Annotated in this window: 15 protein-coding genes and 1 tRNA gene; 14 read left to right on the plus strand and 2 right to left on the minus strand. The window is 60.4% G+C overall.

The window, feature by feature from the left end; translation table 11 throughout:
• Positions 1-34: 34 nt before the first annotated feature.
• On the plus strand, positions 35-322 hold the full coding sequence (locus LDN82_RS12050; RefSeq protein WP_224164395.1) for a hypothetical protein: 288 nt from the start codon (positions 35-37) through the stop codon (positions 320-322).
• A gap of 94 nt (positions 323-416) precedes the next feature.
• Here the strand turns inward: LDN82_RS12050 and LDN82_RS12055 are convergent.
• Positions 417-499: transfer RNA gene (locus LDN82_RS12055), tRNA-Leu, on the minus strand.
• 268 nt (positions 500-767) lie between these two features.
• Between LDN82_RS12055 and LDN82_RS12060 the strand changes: the two genes are divergently transcribed.
• Both LDN82_RS12060 and LDN82_RS12065 read left to right on the plus strand, forming a co-directional pair.
• On the plus strand, positions 768-2072 hold the full coding sequence (locus LDN82_RS12060) for a M20/M25/M40 family metallo-hydrolase (RefSeq protein ID WP_224090323.1): 1305 nt from the start codon (positions 768-770) through the stop codon (positions 2070-2072).
• A gap of 28 nt (positions 2073-2100) precedes the next feature.
• On the plus strand, positions 2101-3261 hold the full coding sequence (locus LDN82_RS12065; RefSeq protein WP_224164396.1) for an acyl-CoA dehydrogenase family protein: 1161 nt from the start codon (positions 2101-2103) through the stop codon (positions 3259-3261).
• Between the two features lie 49 nt (positions 3262-3310).
• On the opposite strand, the gene LDN82_RS12070 is transcribed toward LDN82_RS12065, so the two are convergent.
• On the minus strand, positions 3311-3544 hold the full coding sequence (locus LDN82_RS12070) for a DUF5703 family protein (RefSeq protein ID WP_216925728.1): 234 nt from the start codon (positions 3542-3544) through the stop codon (positions 3311-3313).
• Positions 3545-3583: 39 nt separating this feature from the next.
• Between LDN82_RS12070 and LDN82_RS12075 the strand changes: the two genes are divergently transcribed.
• The 11 genes from LDN82_RS12075 (at position 3584) to LDN82_RS12125 (ending at position 15576) form a co-directional block, all read left to right on the plus strand.
• Complete coding sequence (locus LDN82_RS12075) at positions 3584-3841, plus strand: hypothetical protein (RefSeq protein ID WP_223932823.1); 258 nt, start codon at positions 3584-3586, stop codon at positions 3839-3841.
• A gap of 274 nt (positions 3842-4115) precedes the next feature.
• A complete protein-coding gene (locus LDN82_RS12080) occupies positions 4116-5795 on the plus strand; it encodes a sugar transferase (protein ID WP_224164397.1) in 1680 nt (559 codons plus the stop codon).
• Positions 5796-5898: 103 nt separating this feature from the next.
• Positions 5899-7008, plus strand: coding sequence for a Gfo/Idh/MocA family oxidoreductase (locus tag LDN82_RS12085; RefSeq protein ID WP_224164398.1), 1110 nt, complete (start codon positions 5899-5901; stop codon positions 7006-7008).
• Positions 7005-8024, plus strand: a complete 1020-nt coding sequence (locus LDN82_RS12090) for an NAD-dependent epimerase/dehydratase family protein (protein WP_224164399.1) — start codon at positions 7005-7007, stop codon at positions 8022-8024. Before LDN82_RS12085 ends, LDN82_RS12090 begins: the two co-directional genes overlap by 4 nt.
• A complete protein-coding gene (locus LDN82_RS12095) occupies positions 8021-9187 on the plus strand; it encodes a DegT/DnrJ/EryC1/StrS family aminotransferase (RefSeq protein WP_224164400.1) in 1167 nt (388 codons plus the stop codon). Before LDN82_RS12090 ends, LDN82_RS12095 begins: the two co-directional genes overlap by 4 nt.
• Positions 9184-9846 (plus strand): acetyltransferase, encoded by a 663-nt coding sequence (locus tag LDN82_RS12100; RefSeq protein ID WP_224164401.1) that lies wholly within the window; start codon positions 9184-9186, stop codon positions 9844-9846. The genes LDN82_RS12095 and LDN82_RS12100 overlap by 4 nt, the downstream gene beginning before the upstream one ends.
• Positions 9843-11306, plus strand: coding sequence for an oligosaccharide flippase family protein (locus LDN82_RS12105; RefSeq protein WP_224164402.1), 1464 nt, complete (start codon positions 9843-9845; stop codon positions 11304-11306). Before LDN82_RS12100 ends, LDN82_RS12105 begins: the two co-directional genes overlap by 4 nt.
• Before the next feature lie 362 nt (positions 11307-11668).
• Positions 11669-12577, plus strand: coding sequence for a glycosyltransferase (locus tag LDN82_RS12110; protein WP_224167529.1), 909 nt, complete (start codon positions 11669-11671; stop codon positions 12575-12577).
• A 341-nt stretch (positions 12578-12918) separates the two neighbouring features.
• Positions 12919-13743 carry a glycosyltransferase gene (locus LDN82_RS12115; RefSeq protein ID WP_224164403.1) on the plus strand — a complete coding sequence of 275 codons (825 nt, stop codon included), beginning with the start codon at positions 12919-12921 and terminating at the stop codon, positions 13741-13743.
• 26 nt (positions 13744-13769) lie between these two features.
• A complete protein-coding gene (locus LDN82_RS12120) occupies positions 13770-14663 on the plus strand; it encodes a glycosyltransferase (protein ID WP_224164404.1) in 894 nt (297 codons plus the stop codon).
• 52 nt (positions 14664-14715) lie between these two features.
• Positions 14716-15576, plus strand: coding sequence for a hypothetical protein (locus tag LDN82_RS12125; protein ID WP_224164405.1), 861 nt, complete (start codon positions 14716-14718; stop codon positions 15574-15576).
• Positions 15577-15636 lie beyond the last annotated feature (60 nt).

Raw genomic sequence — 15636 nt, forward strand, 5'->3', positions numbered from 1 at the left:
GCCGCATTCGAACATATGTTCTATTCTTGGATTTATGAGACCCAAGCAAGACTCCAAAGCTTTCGCCCGCATGATGTTGCAGACCGAGGCGGAGGCCAACCACCCGAAGCCTGACGATGGCAAGATCATGGAGCTTGAGCCGGCGGCCCAACCGCTTGTCCGTGTTGGTGAGGTGTATGGACGGGCCATCAAGTACACACGGACCTACGGCCTTGTGGAATGGATGGATGATCGGCGGGACTATCATGTGGAATGGTTTCCGGCCGGACAGATCAAACGGGTGGCCTTGGAGTCATGGAGGGGCTGGCCGTTGGCTGAGTAAACACCACCCATGATTGGGTGGGGCCCAGCATGGTTGAGGGCACAAAACCCCGTTGAGGGCACAAAAAAACCCCGGTTTCCCGGGGCCTTCTTTGTGCGCGGAGGGGGACTTGAACCCCCACCCCCTTTCGAGGACTAGCACCTCAAGCTAGCGCGTCTGCCATTCCGCCACCCGCGCAGGTAGTGTTCAGAGAAGCCGTTCTGCACCTTCCGGTACTTCACTTTCCTCCGAAGCAGCGAGAAAAACTCTAACACGGTTTGAAGCAACTAAAAAATCGGTGCTGGTCAGGACGGCCTAGAGGCTTTCAACGCGTGGCGGCGCCCGGAATTGCTCAACTGGGGGCGCTTGCGGTGAGTAGGCTGGTGGAACACGGGACGGTAGAGCTGCGGGGTCCGCAGTGCGCGTCGTCGGCACCTGCAGCCCAGCCAACGCAAGGAGAATTTCCATGTCTGTCATCCGCCCCGAAGACGAAGTTGTCCGGATTTGCCAGGAGCTCATCCGGATCGACTCCTCCAACTTCGGCGACGACACCGGACCGGGCGAACGTGCTGCTGCGGAGTACACAGCTGGCCTGATCACGGAAGTGGGCCTTGAGGCCGAGATTTTCGAGTCCGCACCGGGACGTGCCAACGTCGTCACGCGCATGGCGGGGGAGGACCCTTCAGCTGACGCGTTGGTGGTCCACGGACACTTGGACGTTGTACCGGCCCTGAAGGATCAGTGGAGCGTTGACCCCTTCAGCGGTGAGCTGAAGGACGGACTGATCTGGGGTCGCGGTGCCGTGGACATGAAGGACATGGATGCCATGATCCTTTCGGTAATGCGGGACTTCGCCAGGACTGGCCGCAGGCCCAAGCGGGACATCATTTTCGCCTTCTTCGCGGACGAGGAAGCCGGCGGCACCTATGGCGCCCGGTATGCCGTGGAGCACCGCCGCGAATTGTTCGATGGCGCCACCGAGGCCATCTCCGAAGTGGGTGGATTCTCCGCGACTATCGGTGGCCAGCGCACGTACCTGCTTCAAACTGCCGAAAAGGGCTTGTCCTGGTTGCGGCTGGTTGCCCATGGACGGGCCGGCCACGGCTCGCAAATCAATACGGACAACGCGATCACCCGGCTCGCGGCGGCCGTCACCAGAATCGGCGAATACAAGTGGCCTGTGGAACTGACTCCCACCACCAGGCAGTTCCTGGACGGCGTCACCGAACTCACTGGCGTGGAGTTTGACGCCGACAACCCGGACATCCTGCTCAAGGAGCTTGGCACCGTCGCCCGTTTCGTGGGAGCAACGCTGCAAAATACCTCCAACCCCACCCTGCTCCGCTCGGGCTACAAGCACAACGTCATCCCGGAATCGGCCGAGGCCTTCGTGGATTGCCGAACGCTGCCGGGCCAGCAGGAACTGGTGTTCGAAACCATCAAGGAGCTTGCCGGGGATGGCATCGAGATCAGCTACGTCAACAAGGATGTCTCCCTGGAGGTGCCGTTTGCCGGCAACCTCGTTGACTCCATGATCGACGCCTTGCACTCCGAGGACCCGGGCGCCAAGGTGCTTCCCTACACCCTCTCGGGAGGGACAGACAACAAGTCCTTAAGCAAGATCGGCATCACCGGCTACGGCTTCGCTCCACTGATGCTGCCCGACGAGCTTGATTTCACGGGCATGTTCCACGGGGTGGACGAGCGGGTTCCGGCAGAGTCCCTGCAGTTCGGCGCGCGGGTCCTCAACAAGCTGCTGAGCAACTACTAAACGCAATCTTCAGGAAAGACGGTGGGCTATGAATCCAGAGGAAATCCTTCCGGATGCGCTGTTGGAGCGGCTCCGCGGGCGGGCGGCTGGATATGACCACGACAATCTCTTCTTCCATGAAGACCTCGAAGAGCTGGCTGCCGCCGGTTACCTGAAACTGTTCGTGCCAGTCGCCGACGGCGGTCTGGGACTTGGTCTGGAAGCGGTAGCTGCGTTGCAGCAGCGCCTCGCCACGGCAGCCCCGGCCACAGCACTGGCAGTCAACATGCATCTGGTCTGGACCGGCGTCGCGCATGTCATGGCTGCAAGGGGGGACGACTCGCTGGACTTCGTGCTGAAGGAAGCCGGCAAGGGGGAAGTGTTCGCTTTCGGAATTTCGGAAGCGGGCAACGATTCAATGCTGTTCGATTCCACGACCCTTGCGGAGCCGTTGCCTGACGGTGGTTATCGATTCACCGGACGGAAGATCTTCACGAGCCTCTCCCGTGGTTGGACCCGTCTGGGAACGTTCGGCAAGGACGCAAACGCCAGAAACGGAGAGGGCGAGTTGGTTTTCGGATTCATCCACCGTGATGAACCCGGGCACGAAACCCTCAACGATTGGGACACCCTGGGCATGCGGGCCAGTGCCTCGAACACCACCCTGTTGAAGGGAGCGGCGGTTCCATCGGAGCGGATCTTCCGTAAACTGCCTGTCGGGCCTAACCAGGACTTACTGATATTCGCGATTTTTGCCTGCTTTGAGACCTTGTTGGCAGCGGTCTACACCGGGTTGGCGCAGCGTGCGTTCATGCTGGGCATTGAAAGCGTCAAGCGAAGGGTCTCGGCGAAACACGGCGGACGCACTTTCGCCCAGGACCCGGACATCCGTTGGAAAGTTGCCGACGCGGCCCTGGCCATGGACGGCATTTATCCCCAATTGTCGACCGTTGCCCGCGACATCGACAACCTGGTGGACCATGGAGCCCAGTGGTTCCCCAAGTTTGTTGGACTCAAGTCGCGTGCCACGGAAAATGCCCGTTACGTGGTGGATCTGGCGATCAGGGTCACGGGAGGATCCAGCTACTTCCGCGGCTCGGAACTGGAACGCCTCTACCGGGACGTACTCGCTGGAATTTTCCACCCGTCCAATGACGAATCGGCGCACAACACGGTGGCGAGCGCCTGGCTTGGGCCCCTGGACAACTGAGGAACCTGACAACTGAGGAACCTGACAGCTGAGGAAACGGGACAGCTGACTAGACCGTGCGCTGCACGGAATAGACTTTTCGGCGCAACCAGAAGCGTCTGCCGCCGCCGAGGTATAGCCGGCTGCGTTCCAGCTCCCACTTCCCGTACTCGGAGTGCTCTGCGAGCCGACGCCGGGCTTCGGGCAGTGAATCGTCAGGTCCTACCGTCAGTACGAGGTACTCGTACTGACGTGCATAGTCACGTTGGCGCTCTTCGGAGCTGCCTCGAAATTGTTCCTTCATCCCTCTCCATTTTCGTCCTTTTCGGGCTAACGTGAAGTCATGAGCATCGATCCGCGTGTCGCGCTTCAGTCATTGACTGCTGCCCTGGAAGAGCACTTGGCCGCCGCTTCAGCCCGCCGGGGGGAGGGTGACCCCAACGTCGAGGCGGCGTTCTTCGCCGTCGCAGATGCCTTCGAGGTTTACGAAGACGCCCTGTACGAGGCATATTCCGAGGTTACTCCGCTCCAGGTGTTTGATGACGAGGAAGAGGACGATGATGAGGTCCTGGACGAAGACCTCGAAAGCCTGGAGGACTAGGAGCCTTCTATAACGGCAACAACCGGCCACCTGCGGTGGCCGGTTTTTTGTGTCGTTTCGCGCCCTGTTTGTCCTGCTTGCAGCCCGGAATTTAGCGGTTTTCGCTGGTTTCGTGACGCTTGGAGCACGTAGTCCTGCATCAGCCAGGTAGGTACTCGCACGTAGGAGCCATGGGTAAAGCTGCGCAAACTTGAGTACAGACTACTGGTGCGCCTCCTGACCGCCGCCGCTTCACTGGGTTGTAGGCAATGGCAGGTCTGCGAAGAAGGCTGACATGGTAAAGGTTCCAGTCTTGCGTTCGGGCAAGGTGGGGGCACCACAGGGTGCGCATCCCTTTTCCTTGGGCGCGGCGTTCACAGCCAAACCTGCCGTCGCCGATGTCAATCCGCCGGTGTCTCCCTGGATTGACAAGTCCGTTGCTGCACAACGGACTGAAAAGGCGGGACTGGCGGCCTTGAGGGCAGATGTCACCCTGGACCTCAAGCCGCCAGTCACCCACCGCCGCTCCCGCAGCACCTCCGCCCTGGCCCGCCGGTATGGCTGGACACGGTTGCTCACCAACAGTCTTCGACTGGCCGACAGCGCCTTGGTAGCGGCAGCAGTCACGTCAGGTTTCCTTCTGAACACTGACGGCCTTGCCGTTGCGGCGGGCGGCGCGGGACACGAGCGCCAGCTTATGCTCGGCTTCATACTTGGCATTGCCTGGCTGGGAGCACTGGAGGTCTACCGGACACGGGATCCGAAAGTACTCGGCGTGGGGCCCGAAGAATACAAGCGGGTCCTGTCCGCAAGCCTGCGCGTTTTCGGCTTTCTGGGGCTCGTGGCAGTCGTATTCCGGCTGGAGTCCGCAAGCTCCTTCGTCCTGGTGTCCCTGCCCGTGGGCTTGGTGTCCCTGACAGGCAGCCGGTGGATGTTCCGCCGCTGGCTAACGTTCGAAAAGTCGCGCGGCCGCTGCCTCTCCCGTGCCATTGTGGTGGGGGAGCCACAGGACGTCAGATACGTCATCAAGCAAATCAACCGGAAGTCCGGTGCCGCGTACAACATTCTGGGGGCGTGCCTTCCAGGGGCCCGGCGTGGCGCCGTCCTGGTGGTGGATAACGTGCGGGTCCCCGTCTTGTCGTCGATTTACGGCATTGCCCATACTGTGCGTCAGACGGGCGCCAACGCGGTGATCGTTGCCGGTCCGGTCCCTGGCGGCAACCAGTTCATCCAGGAGTTGGGCTGGCGCCTGGAAGAAGATTCTGCCGAACTCGTCCTGGCAGCAACGCTGACCAACGTGGCTGGCCCACGTATCCACTGGCGCCCCGTTGAGGGCCTGCCCCTGATGCACGTGGATATTCCGCACTACTCCGGTGGCAAACACACGCTCAAGCGCCTCATGGACATTGTGGTTTCGGCTACTGCTTTGCTTTGCCTGGCGCCCCTGCTGGCTGTTTTGGCGCTGATAGTCAGGTTGGACAGCCCGGGTCCAGTGCTTTTCCGGCAGGAACGGATCGGTAGGCGAGGCACCACCTTCCAGATGCTGAAGTTCCGTTCCATGGTGGTCGATGCCGAAGCGCGGCTGGAGGAACTCAGCGGAAAGGACCAGGGAGCTGGCGTCCTCTTCAAGATGCGTGATGATCCCCGGGTCACCAAGTGCGGCCGTTGGATGCGCAAGTACTCCTTGGACGAGCTACCCCAGTTCTGGAATGTGCTGGCCGGGAACATGAGCTTGGTGGGCCCCCGTCCGCCGCTCCTTCGCGAAGTCAGTGGCTACGAACGGCATACCCATCGCCGGCTGCTAATCAAACCCGGAATTACCGGCTTGTGGCAGATCAATGGACGATCCGATCTTCCCTGGGATGAAGCCGTCCGGCTGGACCTGTACTACGTCGAAAACTGGTCGATAGCAGGCGACCTGATGATCATGTGGCGCACCTTCAGGGCCATGATCCAGCCCTCCGGCGCCTATTGAACGACCTGCTGGAACTTACTGACCGACACGAGACACGCCGAGCACCACAACAAGCATTACCTGAGAAAGAACCGAGCTATCCAACACAGAATCCGAGTGGAAAATGAGCATAGGAACTATTCCATCAGGCCACCTTAACGGCCACGGGATGACCCCGAAATTGCGGATCGCCGTGGTCGGAGCGGGATATTGGGGCCCGAACCTCGCCAGGAACCTTAAAGCCAGCCCGGACTGGGAACTCGTGGCAATTTGCGATCTTGACGTGGAGCGCGGACTTCGGCTGGCCGAAACAGTAGGCGGCGTCGCCGTCGTCGAGTCCTTGGACGAACTCCTGGACACCTACAACCTGGACGCCGTCGCCGTGGCGACACCAGCGCACACGCATCACGGAGTAGTGATGACTGCATTGCGGGCCGGCATGCACGTGCTCGTCGAGAAGCCACTCGCGGACAGCCGTGCCAAGGGCCTGGAAATGGTGGAGGAAGCCAAAGCCCGCGGCCTCGTCCTCATGGCAGACCATACCTATTGCTTCACTCCCGCGGTTTTGAAGATCCAGGAGCTCGTATCAAGTGGGGCATTGGGCGACATCCTGTACGTCGACTCCGTGCGCATCAACCTCGGACTTGTCCAACCGGACGTCAATGTGTTCTGGGATCTTGCACCCCACGATCTCTCGATCCTGGACTTCGTCCTGCCGGGAGGCCTGCACCCCACCGAGATCTCTGCCCACGGCGCGGATCCGCTGGGTACGGGCCGCGACTGTGTAGGCCATCTGACCTTCGGCCTGCCAAACGACGCCATGGTGCATATCCACGTGAACTGGCTCAGTCCCACCAAAATCCGCCAGATGATCATTGGCGGCTCAAAGAGGACGTTGGTCTGGGACGACCTGAACCCGCAACAACGGCTCAGCGTCTACGATCGCGGCGTCAGCCTGGAACAACAGCCGCGGTCCGCGGCGGACAAAAAGAACTCTGCCATCTCGTATCGTCTGGGCGACACCTGGTCACCGGCATTGCAGGAACGCGAACCATTGGGCCAGGTCGTCGCCGAGCTGGCCGGCTCCATCAGGAACCACACCATACCGCGCACCAGTGGCGAATCCGGGCTCAGGGTCCTCTCAGTACTGGAAGCCGTCACCCAAAGCCTTGGAACAGACGGCCAGTCAACCATCGTTGCCGGCAACGGGGTCGCCCTCCAGGTCGCACAGTGAACAAGCTGCTCGGCGCCAACGTCCTGGTCACCGGAGGCGCCGGAACCATCGGATCCACCTTGGTAGACCAACTGCTCGACGCCGGTGCGGCGCACGTGGACGTCCTGGACAACCTCGTCAGGGGGCGCCGGGCAAACCTCAACGATGCCCTGGCTACCGGACTCGTGCAGTTGGTGGAAGGTGACCTGAGGGACCGGGACCTGGTCCACGACCTCACCAGGGGCAAAGACCTGGTTTTCCATCAGGCTGCGATCCGAATCACCCAATGCGCCGAGGAGCCACGTTTGGCGCTTGAGGTCCTGGTGGATGGAACCTTCAACGTGTTCGAAGCCGCCGTTGGGCACAAGGTGGACAAGGTCATCGCGGCCTCGAGTGCCTCCGTCTACGGAATGGCAGAGGAATTCCCCACCACCGAGAGACACCACCACCACAACAACGACACCTTTTATGGGGCCGCGAAATCCTTCAACGAAGGAATGGCGAGGAGCTTCCGAGCCATGTCCGGCCTGGATTACGTCCTCCTGAGGTACTTCAATGTGTACGGACCCCGCATGGACGTCCACGGACTCTATACAGAGGTACTTGTCCGTTGGATGGAGCGAATAGTCGACGGCCTTCCGCCCCTGATCTTCGGCAGCGGCCACCAGACAATGGACTTCATCCACACCGCCGACGTCGCAAGGGCCAACATCCTCGCAGCCGCCAGCGACGTCCGGGAGGGTGTCTACAACGTAGCCAGCGGCACGGAAACCAGCTTGGCCGAACTCGCGCAAACCCTGCTGCGGGTCATGCAGTCCCCACTGCACCTTGACCACGGACCTGAACGGGCAGTCAACGGAGTTGCCCGCCGGCTCGCAGACGTCACCGCAGCCAAGCGGGACCTCGGTTTTGAAGCCGCCATAGAACTTGAAGATGGACTCCGCTCACTCGTCACCTGGTGGCGTCCCCTCCGAGAAGAAATCGCAGCCTCCCGGCAACTTGCCCGGCCCGAAGCACCCTCAGTGGGTGCACGATGACAACCTCCGAAACCTCCCTGGCACGCATCGACGTCATGAAACCGTGGCTAGGGCAAGAAGAAGCCCAAGCAGTCGCCGAGGTCATCGCTTCCGGCTGGGTGGCCCAAGGCCCCAAAGTCAAGCAGTTCGAGGAAGCCTTCGCCCTGGAGCAACAGGCCGCTTTCGCCGTCGCGGTCTCCAGCTGCACCTCAGCCCTGCACCTGGCACTCGCCGTCGCCGGTATCGGCCCGGGAGACGACGTCGTAGTTCCCTCCTTCTCCTTCATCGCAACCGCAAATGCCCCCAGCTACGTAGGCGCCCGGGCGGTCTTCGCCGACGTCGACGTCCTAACGGGTTGTGTCACCGCCGAAACGATCGCCGCCGCCCTGACGCCGGCCACACGGGCCGTCATAGTCGTGGACCAAGGCGGAGTACCCGTGGATCTCGATCCCATCCGGGCCCTGTGCGACCCCCTCGGGATCACCGTGGTGGAAGACGCAGCCTGCGGCATCGGTTCACGCTACCGCGGCCGGCCGGTAGGAGCCGGCGCCGAACTGGTCGCATGGTCCTTCCACCCCCGCAAAATCCTCACCACCGGCGAAGGCGGGATGCTCTCCACGCCAAGGCGGGACTTCGCAGACCGGTCCCGCCGCCTCCGCGAACACGCAATGAGCGTCTCAGCGGCGGACCGTCATGCCAGCGTCCTGGCCCCCGCCGAGGAGTACCTCGAAGTCGGCTTCAACTACCGCATGACCGACCTCCAGGCCGCCGTCGGGATCGTCCAACTCGGCCGCCTGCACCAGGCAGTACAACGCAGACGCGAACTGGCCGCCAACTACGCTCAGGCCTTCGCCGGTATCGAAGGCCTCCGCCTAGTAGACGACCCAGGCTACGGAACCGGAAACTTCCAGTCCTGCTGGCTGGAAGTAGGCACGGCTTTCCCCCTGGGAAGAGACGCCCTGATGAGCCGCCTGGCAGAGGAGGGAATATCGGCACGACGCGGCATCATGGCCGCACACCGGCAACCTGCCTACGCCCGGGAAGCCAAGGCCGCGGTTTCACTGGCAGCAACTGAATGGCTGACAGAGCACACATTGATCCTGCCTCTCTACCACCAACTCACCCTGGGTGACCAGGTCCGGGTCATCGACTCCGTACTTCGCGCGGCAGGACAGGGACAATGACCGAGCTCCTCCTCATCGCCGCCAGCGGACTCGCCCGCGAAGTCCTGGCCATGGTCCGCAACACCGGACAATACGACGTCATCGGAATCCTGGACGACGACGAAGACAAACTCGGACGCGTCGTGGACGGCGCCCACGTACTGGGCCCCATCCGCGAAGCCCTGACCTTCCCACACGCCATGCTGCTTGTCTGTATTGGATCCGGCCGGGGACGCGAAAGCGTCGTCATGCGCTTACGCACCCTGGGCCTCGCAGAGGACCGCTATGCGACAGCGATCGACTCATCAGTACATCCACCGGAAGGATGCAGAATCGGCCTGGGCAGCATCCTTCTGGCCAACGTCACCATGACAGCCTCCGTCACAGTCGGAAGCCACGTAGTAGCCATGCCCGGCGTCACGCTCACACACGACGACGTCGTCAGCGACTTCGCCACCCTGGCCGCAGGCGTATCCCTCGGCGGGAACGTCCACATCGGCCGCGCCGCCTACATCGGCATGAACGCCAGCGTCCGCGAGCGCCGCACCGTCGGCGCCGGCGCAACCATCGGCATGGGAGCGGCAGTACTAACCGATGTTCCCGACGAAGAAACATGGGCCGGCGTGCCCGCACGCGTCATCCGCCGCGGCTATTCACCCGAACTGGAGGACGCCCTGTGACCCTCCGCAGCCGTGCTGCAAACCCGCGAACGCCCACTCCAACACGGGCGTTCGTCATCAGCGTCCTGAACGCAGTCGTGACACGCTTGGGAACAATCGCAATCGGCATAGCACTCGCGCGGTTACTGGGGCCCGAACAATTCGGAACATACGCTGTGGCCTTCGTGGCGCTGATGGCTGTACTGAGCTTCAACGAACTTGGGGTCAGCCTGGCGATCGTTCGATGGCCAGGGGATCCCAAGGAAATCGCCGCGACCGTGACTACGATCTCAACGGCATGCAGCATTGTTCTCTTCGCAGGCTCCTATGTGATGGCGCCATACTTCACAGCAGCCATGGGAAACGAAGCCGCCACCGACGTCGTCAGGGCGCTCGCCTTCTGCATCGTCCTCAACGGGCTGGTGGCTACGCCTGCGGCCGTTCTGCAGCGGAACTTCCGTCAGGGCCAACGCATGATCATTGACCAGGTCAACGTTTGGCTTGGGGCAGGCGTCTCCCTGGTTCTCGTCATCATGGGCATGGGTGCCATGAGTCTTGCCGTAGGACGGGTGCTGGCCAGCCTTGTTTCCGCTGTCCTTTTCCTGATCTACTCTCCGTTGCCCTATCGCTTTGGGTTCTCCCGGAAGCTGGCGAAACAGCTGCTGGCTTTTGGATTGCCCCTGGCAGGCGCCAGCATGGTGGTCTTCGGTGTGGGTTACGTCGACCAGTTCATTGCCGGAAAGATGCTGGGCCCAGTGGCGTTGGGGTTCTACGTCATGGCGTTCAATTTGGCGGGTTGGCCCGCAAGCCTCTTGTCCCAGCCACTGCGCAGTGTGGCTCCGGCGGCCTTCGCCCGACTGCAGGCCAGCCCTCAAGACATGCGATCGGCGTTATTGTCCCTGTTAGGGGCGATTGCGTCGGTGCTTTTGCCGGTGTCTGCCGTGATGATGGGCTGCGCGGTGCCACTTATCACCCTGGTCTACGGTGACTCGTGGGCTCCAGCAGGACTGGCGCTTCTATGGTTGGCACCACTTGTAGTCTTCCGCAGCATTCATGAGCTCTTTTACGACTACCTCGTTGTCGTGGGATTGTCCTTTTCCATCTTCAGTGTGCACGTGATCGCGTTGATGGCCCTCATTCCCGCACTGGTGATCGGCGCTGCGTTCGCAGGGATGCCAGGGCTTGCTGCCGCGCCAGCGCTGGTCGCCCTGGCTGTCACTTCGCCACTGTATCTCAGAGCCTTGAGACGCGCGCAGGTGCCGCTTGCAGCCTTGGGAGACCGCCTCTGGCCATCTTTCACCATCGCGGTCGCTACGGGGGTCCTGTGCTACATGCTCACGCAATCCATCCATTCACCATTGGCGAGCGTGCTGGCGTCCATGGGAGTGGGCCTTGTCGCCACGGCCATAACCATGACGTTGCGGCGGAACGACTTGGGTGAGGTCCGACGATGGGGTCGGGGCAGGGAGGCAGAAGTGTGAAAATCCTCGTATACCCCCACGACCTTGGAGTAGGCGGCAGCCAACTCAATGCCATAGAACTCGGTGCCGCAGTCAAGCAACTCGGACATGAAGTATTTCTCTTCGGACAGCCTGGGCCACTCGTGGACAAATCCAGAGAGCTCGGTTTGGAATATATCCCGGCACCCATCCCAAGGCGGCGTCCTTCGCCGAGTGTCATCAGCGCCCTGGTACGGGCGGTACGCCAACATGGGATCAATGTTCTCCACGGCTATGAATGGCCTCCCGCTTTGGAATGCCTCGCCGCGTCGAAACTAGTCGGGGCTTCCACTGCCGTTGCCACAGTCATGTCCATGTCAGTGGCACCATTTATTCCGAAGTCGATGCCCCTCACTGTCGGCACCGAACAAATCCAAAGCCTCGAAACGTCTTTGGGCCGGCGCCACGTCTATCTGCTGGAACCGCCGGTCGATGTGTTCTCCAACAGTCGCTTGGCAGACATTGGAGTGGACGAATTCCGCACTCACTGGGAACTTAACGACGACGTACTGAACGTCGTCTGTGTTTCCCGGCTGGCGCATGAGCTCAAACTTGAAGGCATAGTGTCCGCATTGGAGGCCGTGGATAACTTGTCCCGCGACCGGCGGGTTCGATTAATCATCGCCGGGGGAGGGCCTGCAATGGACCGAGTAGCGTCCAGGGCAAATGCCATCAACGAGGCAACAGGCCGTCGTACGGTGGTGCTGACGGGTGAACTCAGGGATCCGCGGCCAGCATATGCGGTGGCAGATGTAGTTCTCGGCATGGGCGGCTCTGCCCTTCGCGGTCTCTCCTTCGCGAAGCCGTTGATCGTGCAGGGAGAGCGGGGCTTCTGGCGATTGCTAACGCCTGAGAGTCTACCCACGTTCCTATGGCAGGGCTGGTATGGTTGGGGTACTTGTTCCAGCGACGGTCAAGACGCTTTGACGTCCATACTCGCACCCCTTTTGGAAGATGCTGACGCTAGGAGCCGGCTGGGCAGATTCGGTCGACAGGTGGTCGAAGACAGATTCTCCTTAGCGGATACCGCACGGAGACAACTGGCCTTTTACGACCGTTTTGTCACTAGCCGCCCGTCCTTTCGGCGGAGTCTGACGGCTGAAGCGGCAGCGCTGGCTAGATTCTCAGCCCACCAGGTCCAGAGGCGGTATCACAGCTACTTCGGGAACTCTCCCAGGGACGATTTCAACGCCAAGCCTGTCGCGGCGTCGCCAGATGCTGCATCCCTGCGGCCGAACGGACGGAGGGCCTGATGGAAACAATCGTCTACCTATCGGGCATGCGCTGGGATTGCATGCCAGGAACTGACCGCCTCTTGGTAGAAGCCTTGGCATGCGATGGACCTGTGCTGTGGGTCGATCAGCCAGCCCCAGTTTCGCGGTATAAGGATGTACGCCACCACGTCCTCAATAGTCTTCGCGGAATCACGGAGCGCGCTGGACGGAATGTTCAGCGACTGAGAACTCCCGCACCCCCCGGCTTCAGCAAACCCCTTATTCGCCCATCTACCGAGGCCATCGCAATGCGGTGTATAGAGTTGGCCGTCGGCAGGTCTGGACGCTCCGTAGCAGGCGTCGTAAACGCTTCACCCATCATGCCATTTCCGTCCCGTCTTGGTGGAACGCGGCTGCTGCACGTAACTGATGATTGGCTGGCAGCAGCGGATCTGATCGGCTTTTCGCAGGCGTTCCTGAGGCAATCCCTAGAATCCAACATTGAGTCGGCAAATATAATCACGGCTGTTTCGGAAGGGCTGGCTTCTAAGATTTCCGATTTGTGCGGCAGACCCGTCGAGGTCCTTCCGAATGGTTGCCGTAGGCCTGGAGACACGGTCGTCGATCTGGCGCGCCGCCGGCCAATTGCAGCATTGGTTGGGCAACTCAACGAACGCCTGAATCTGGATGCACTCGAATCGTTGGCAGACACCGGAACGAAAATCCTCGTGCTTGGCCCCCGAAGCGAAACCGACCCCTCAACGGCACGTCGGCTCGACGCCCTCCTTTGCCGGCGGAATGTGGATTGGCGTGGGCAGGTCGCTCCCTGGGAGGTGCCTCAACTCTTGCAAACCGTGTCAGTTGGCCTGACACCCTATGCCGACACGGAATTTAACAGGTCAAGTTTTCCATTGAAGACACTTGAGTATTTAGCCGCCGGCGTGCCCGTGGTAGCGACTGACCTCCCCTCCACCAGGTGGGTGGACTGCAGCGCCATCGCCATAGCGCGAAGCCCGTCAGAGTTCGCGGGACTCGTTCAGGCCACTATGGCGACTTCGTTGACGTTGCAGCAACGCAAGGAGATGCATGACGTTGCGAATTCGAATAGTTGGGGCGTCAGGGCAGATTGCGTTCGATCGATGCTGGGGAGAAATAGGCAAAGCAACGAAGGTTCCCCATCAGACACGACTCCAAGGCGGTCATGATGTCATCGGATGGAAACAGAAACAGCATGAACAGGCAACAGACAATTGATCATGTCATTCTGACACGTTTCAATCTCCCGTCAACGGGGTATGAGTATTTTGTTAGGGCCAAGGACAGTTGGCTGCAGGAAAGAGTCGAATTGTTTGAGGCTTACTGCTTGCCGTCGGTCCAGGCACAGACCAATCAAAACTTCCATTGGATAGTGTACTTCGACCCGGCTAGCCCCCAATGGCTGTTGGATAGAATCAACGAACTCAATAAACGTAAGACCTTCGACGTGCGCCTGCGGGCCGAGATTAGCACTGAAGAACTAATCGGTGACATCGAACAGGTAGTCGGTAATCGGAGCCACATTTTACTGACCACCAACCTGGACAATGATGACGGGCTGGGCCTAAATTTCGTGGATCGCCTTCAGAGGGTCGCTGGCGGCGAAACGACAACTGCTATATATCTGTCATCTGGCTTGGTCAAGGGAAAGGGTTCAGTCTACCTTCGGCGTGACCGGAGAAACGCCTTCTGCTCCGTCAGGGCTTGCTGGGAATCTCCCGTGACGTGTTGGTCTGCGTGGCATAACCGCCTCGGTGAGGCGATGGAAGTCACGGAAGTTCGAGGCTCTCCTGCATGGTTGCAGGTCATCCACGGTTCCAACGTCAGTAACAGAATTCGCGGACGACTGGTTTCACCTGAATCATTTTATTCGGAGTTTCCAGATCTGTTGTGGGATGTTCCATTGCCCAAAAGATGGGAAGTCATCAGAGATTTGGCACTGGCTTGGCCGGCGCGCGCTATCCGCGAGGCGCTTAGGGCTGGAGCGAAGGCAGCTACTGTTGCATTTTTCGGTCCACAAGGGATAGACAAAGTCAAAATCATTCTGACATCGCGGCGTCGCGATATGGCACCTTCACGGCTGGACTAGTTGTAGTAGCACAAGAAGACTGATCTACCATTTCAGACCCTGGGAGTAGACAATGCAATTAGGAACGGTTTTGAAAAGCCTGAAGCGTAGATGGTACTTCGTGCTGACGGGAATCATTTTGTCGGGAGTCTTCTGCTTCGCAATTCAATTCAGTACCCCCGAAAAATATAAGGCGCAGGCTAGTATCGTACTGCTGCCGTCCACCTCCAGCGTGGGGGATAGCGGCAACCCGTATCTCAAGCTTGGGGGGATGGGTGAGGCCCTCGACATACTGACCCGGAAACTGTCATCCGAAGAGGTAAGGGCCCGAATCGGCACACACTTTGGCACGTCATCGTACACCGCTGAACCTGATCGCGGCACAAGCGGGGCCATCCTACTGATTACTGCGGTTTCATCGAGCCCCGAGGAGACTCTGCGCATCTTGGAAACGGTAGTTGATCAGACGCCGCTCGCTCTCGGGGAAATGCAGGATGCACTGGTCGTGCCAGCTACGTCCCGAATATCAACCATGAAATTGTTGGTCGATCGGCAGGCCACGCCGGAAGTTAAAGCTCGCACGCAACTCCTCCTTGTCTCCGGCGCCGGAGGGATCGGTCTCACCCTTGTGTTGACGGTTATCATTGACGGGCTGATTCTTTCACGCGGACCGAAGGGAACCCCCGGGGTCGGTGATCCCACCATTGAAGGGGAGCATTGTCCACAAGCAGTTGGCGCCATTAAGCACGGACATGCCCTGCGGACGATGCGTGCGGGCACAGCCACCGGCCCAATTTCGCCAGTCGTCGGACAAGCCACCGAAGGGCCCAAAACTGCGCGAAGAACGCCAGGGAGCGTGAGCAAAGCCCAAGAGCTGGAAGAGCTGGTGGACGAAGTTCCAAGGGCTGTGCCAAGCTCACAAAGACCAGTGTAGCCATGACCGCGGCCACGTTATTCCGAACACTGAAGCGACGATGGTATGTCGTGGCAGCAG

The sequence above is a fragment of the Arthrobacter sp. StoSoilA2 genome (genome assembly GCF_019977195.1).
In the GTDB taxonomy this organism is placed as follows: Bacteria; Actinomycetota; Actinomycetes; order Actinomycetales; family Micrococcaceae; genus Arthrobacter.

What these genes read in the sequence shown, in the direction of transcription:
- LDN82_RS12060 (WP_224090323.1), top strand. Translation starts at nt 768, where the DNA reads ATGTCTGTCATCCGCCCCGAAGACGAAGTTGTCCGGATTTGCCAGGAG.
- LDN82_RS12075 (WP_223932823.1), top strand. Translation starts at nt 3,584, where the DNA reads ATGAGCATCGATCCGCGTGTCGCGCTTCAGTCATTGACTGCTGCCCTG.
- LDN82_RS12095 (WP_224164400.1), top strand. Translation starts at nt 8,021, where the DNA reads ATGACAACCTCCGAAACCTCCCTGGCACGCATCGACGTCATGAAACCG.
- LDN82_RS12115 (WP_224164403.1), top strand. Translation starts at nt 12,919, where the DNA reads ATGCCATTTCCGTCCCGTCTTGGTGGAACGCGGCTGCTGCACGTAACT.
- LDN82_RS12080 (WP_224164397.1), top strand. Translation starts at nt 4,116, where the DNA reads ATGGTAAAGGTTCCAGTCTTGCGTTCGGGCAAGGTGGGGGCACCACAG.
- LDN82_RS12100 (WP_224164401.1), top strand. Translation starts at nt 9,184, where the DNA reads ATGACCGAGCTCCTCCTCATCGCCGCCAGCGGACTCGCCCGCGAAGTC.
- LDN82_RS12050 (WP_224164395.1), top strand. Translation starts at nt 35, where the DNA reads ATGAGACCCAAGCAAGACTCCAAAGCTTTCGCCCGCATGATGTTGCAG.
- LDN82_RS12070 (WP_216925728.1), bottom strand. Translation starts at nt 3,544, where the DNA reads ATGAAGGAACAATTTCGAGGCAGCTCCGAAGAGCGCCAACGTGACTAT.
- LDN82_RS12125 (WP_224164405.1), top strand. Translation starts at nt 14,716, where the DNA reads ATGCAATTAGGAACGGTTTTGAAAAGCCTGAAGCGTAGATGGTACTTC.
- LDN82_RS12065 (WP_224164396.1), top strand. Translation starts at nt 2,101, where the DNA reads ATGAATCCAGAGGAAATCCTTCCGGATGCGCTGTTGGAGCGGCTCCGC.
- LDN82_RS12120 (WP_224164404.1), top strand. Translation starts at nt 13,770, where the DNA reads ATGAACAGGCAACAGACAATTGATCATGTCATTCTGACACGTTTCAAT.
- LDN82_RS12085 (WP_224164398.1), top strand. Translation starts at nt 5,899, where the DNA reads ATGAGCATAGGAACTATTCCATCAGGCCACCTTAACGGCCACGGGATG.
- LDN82_RS12110 (WP_224167529.1), top strand. Translation starts at nt 11,669, where the DNA reads ATGCCCCTCACTGTCGGCACCGAACAAATCCAAAGCCTCGAAACGTCT.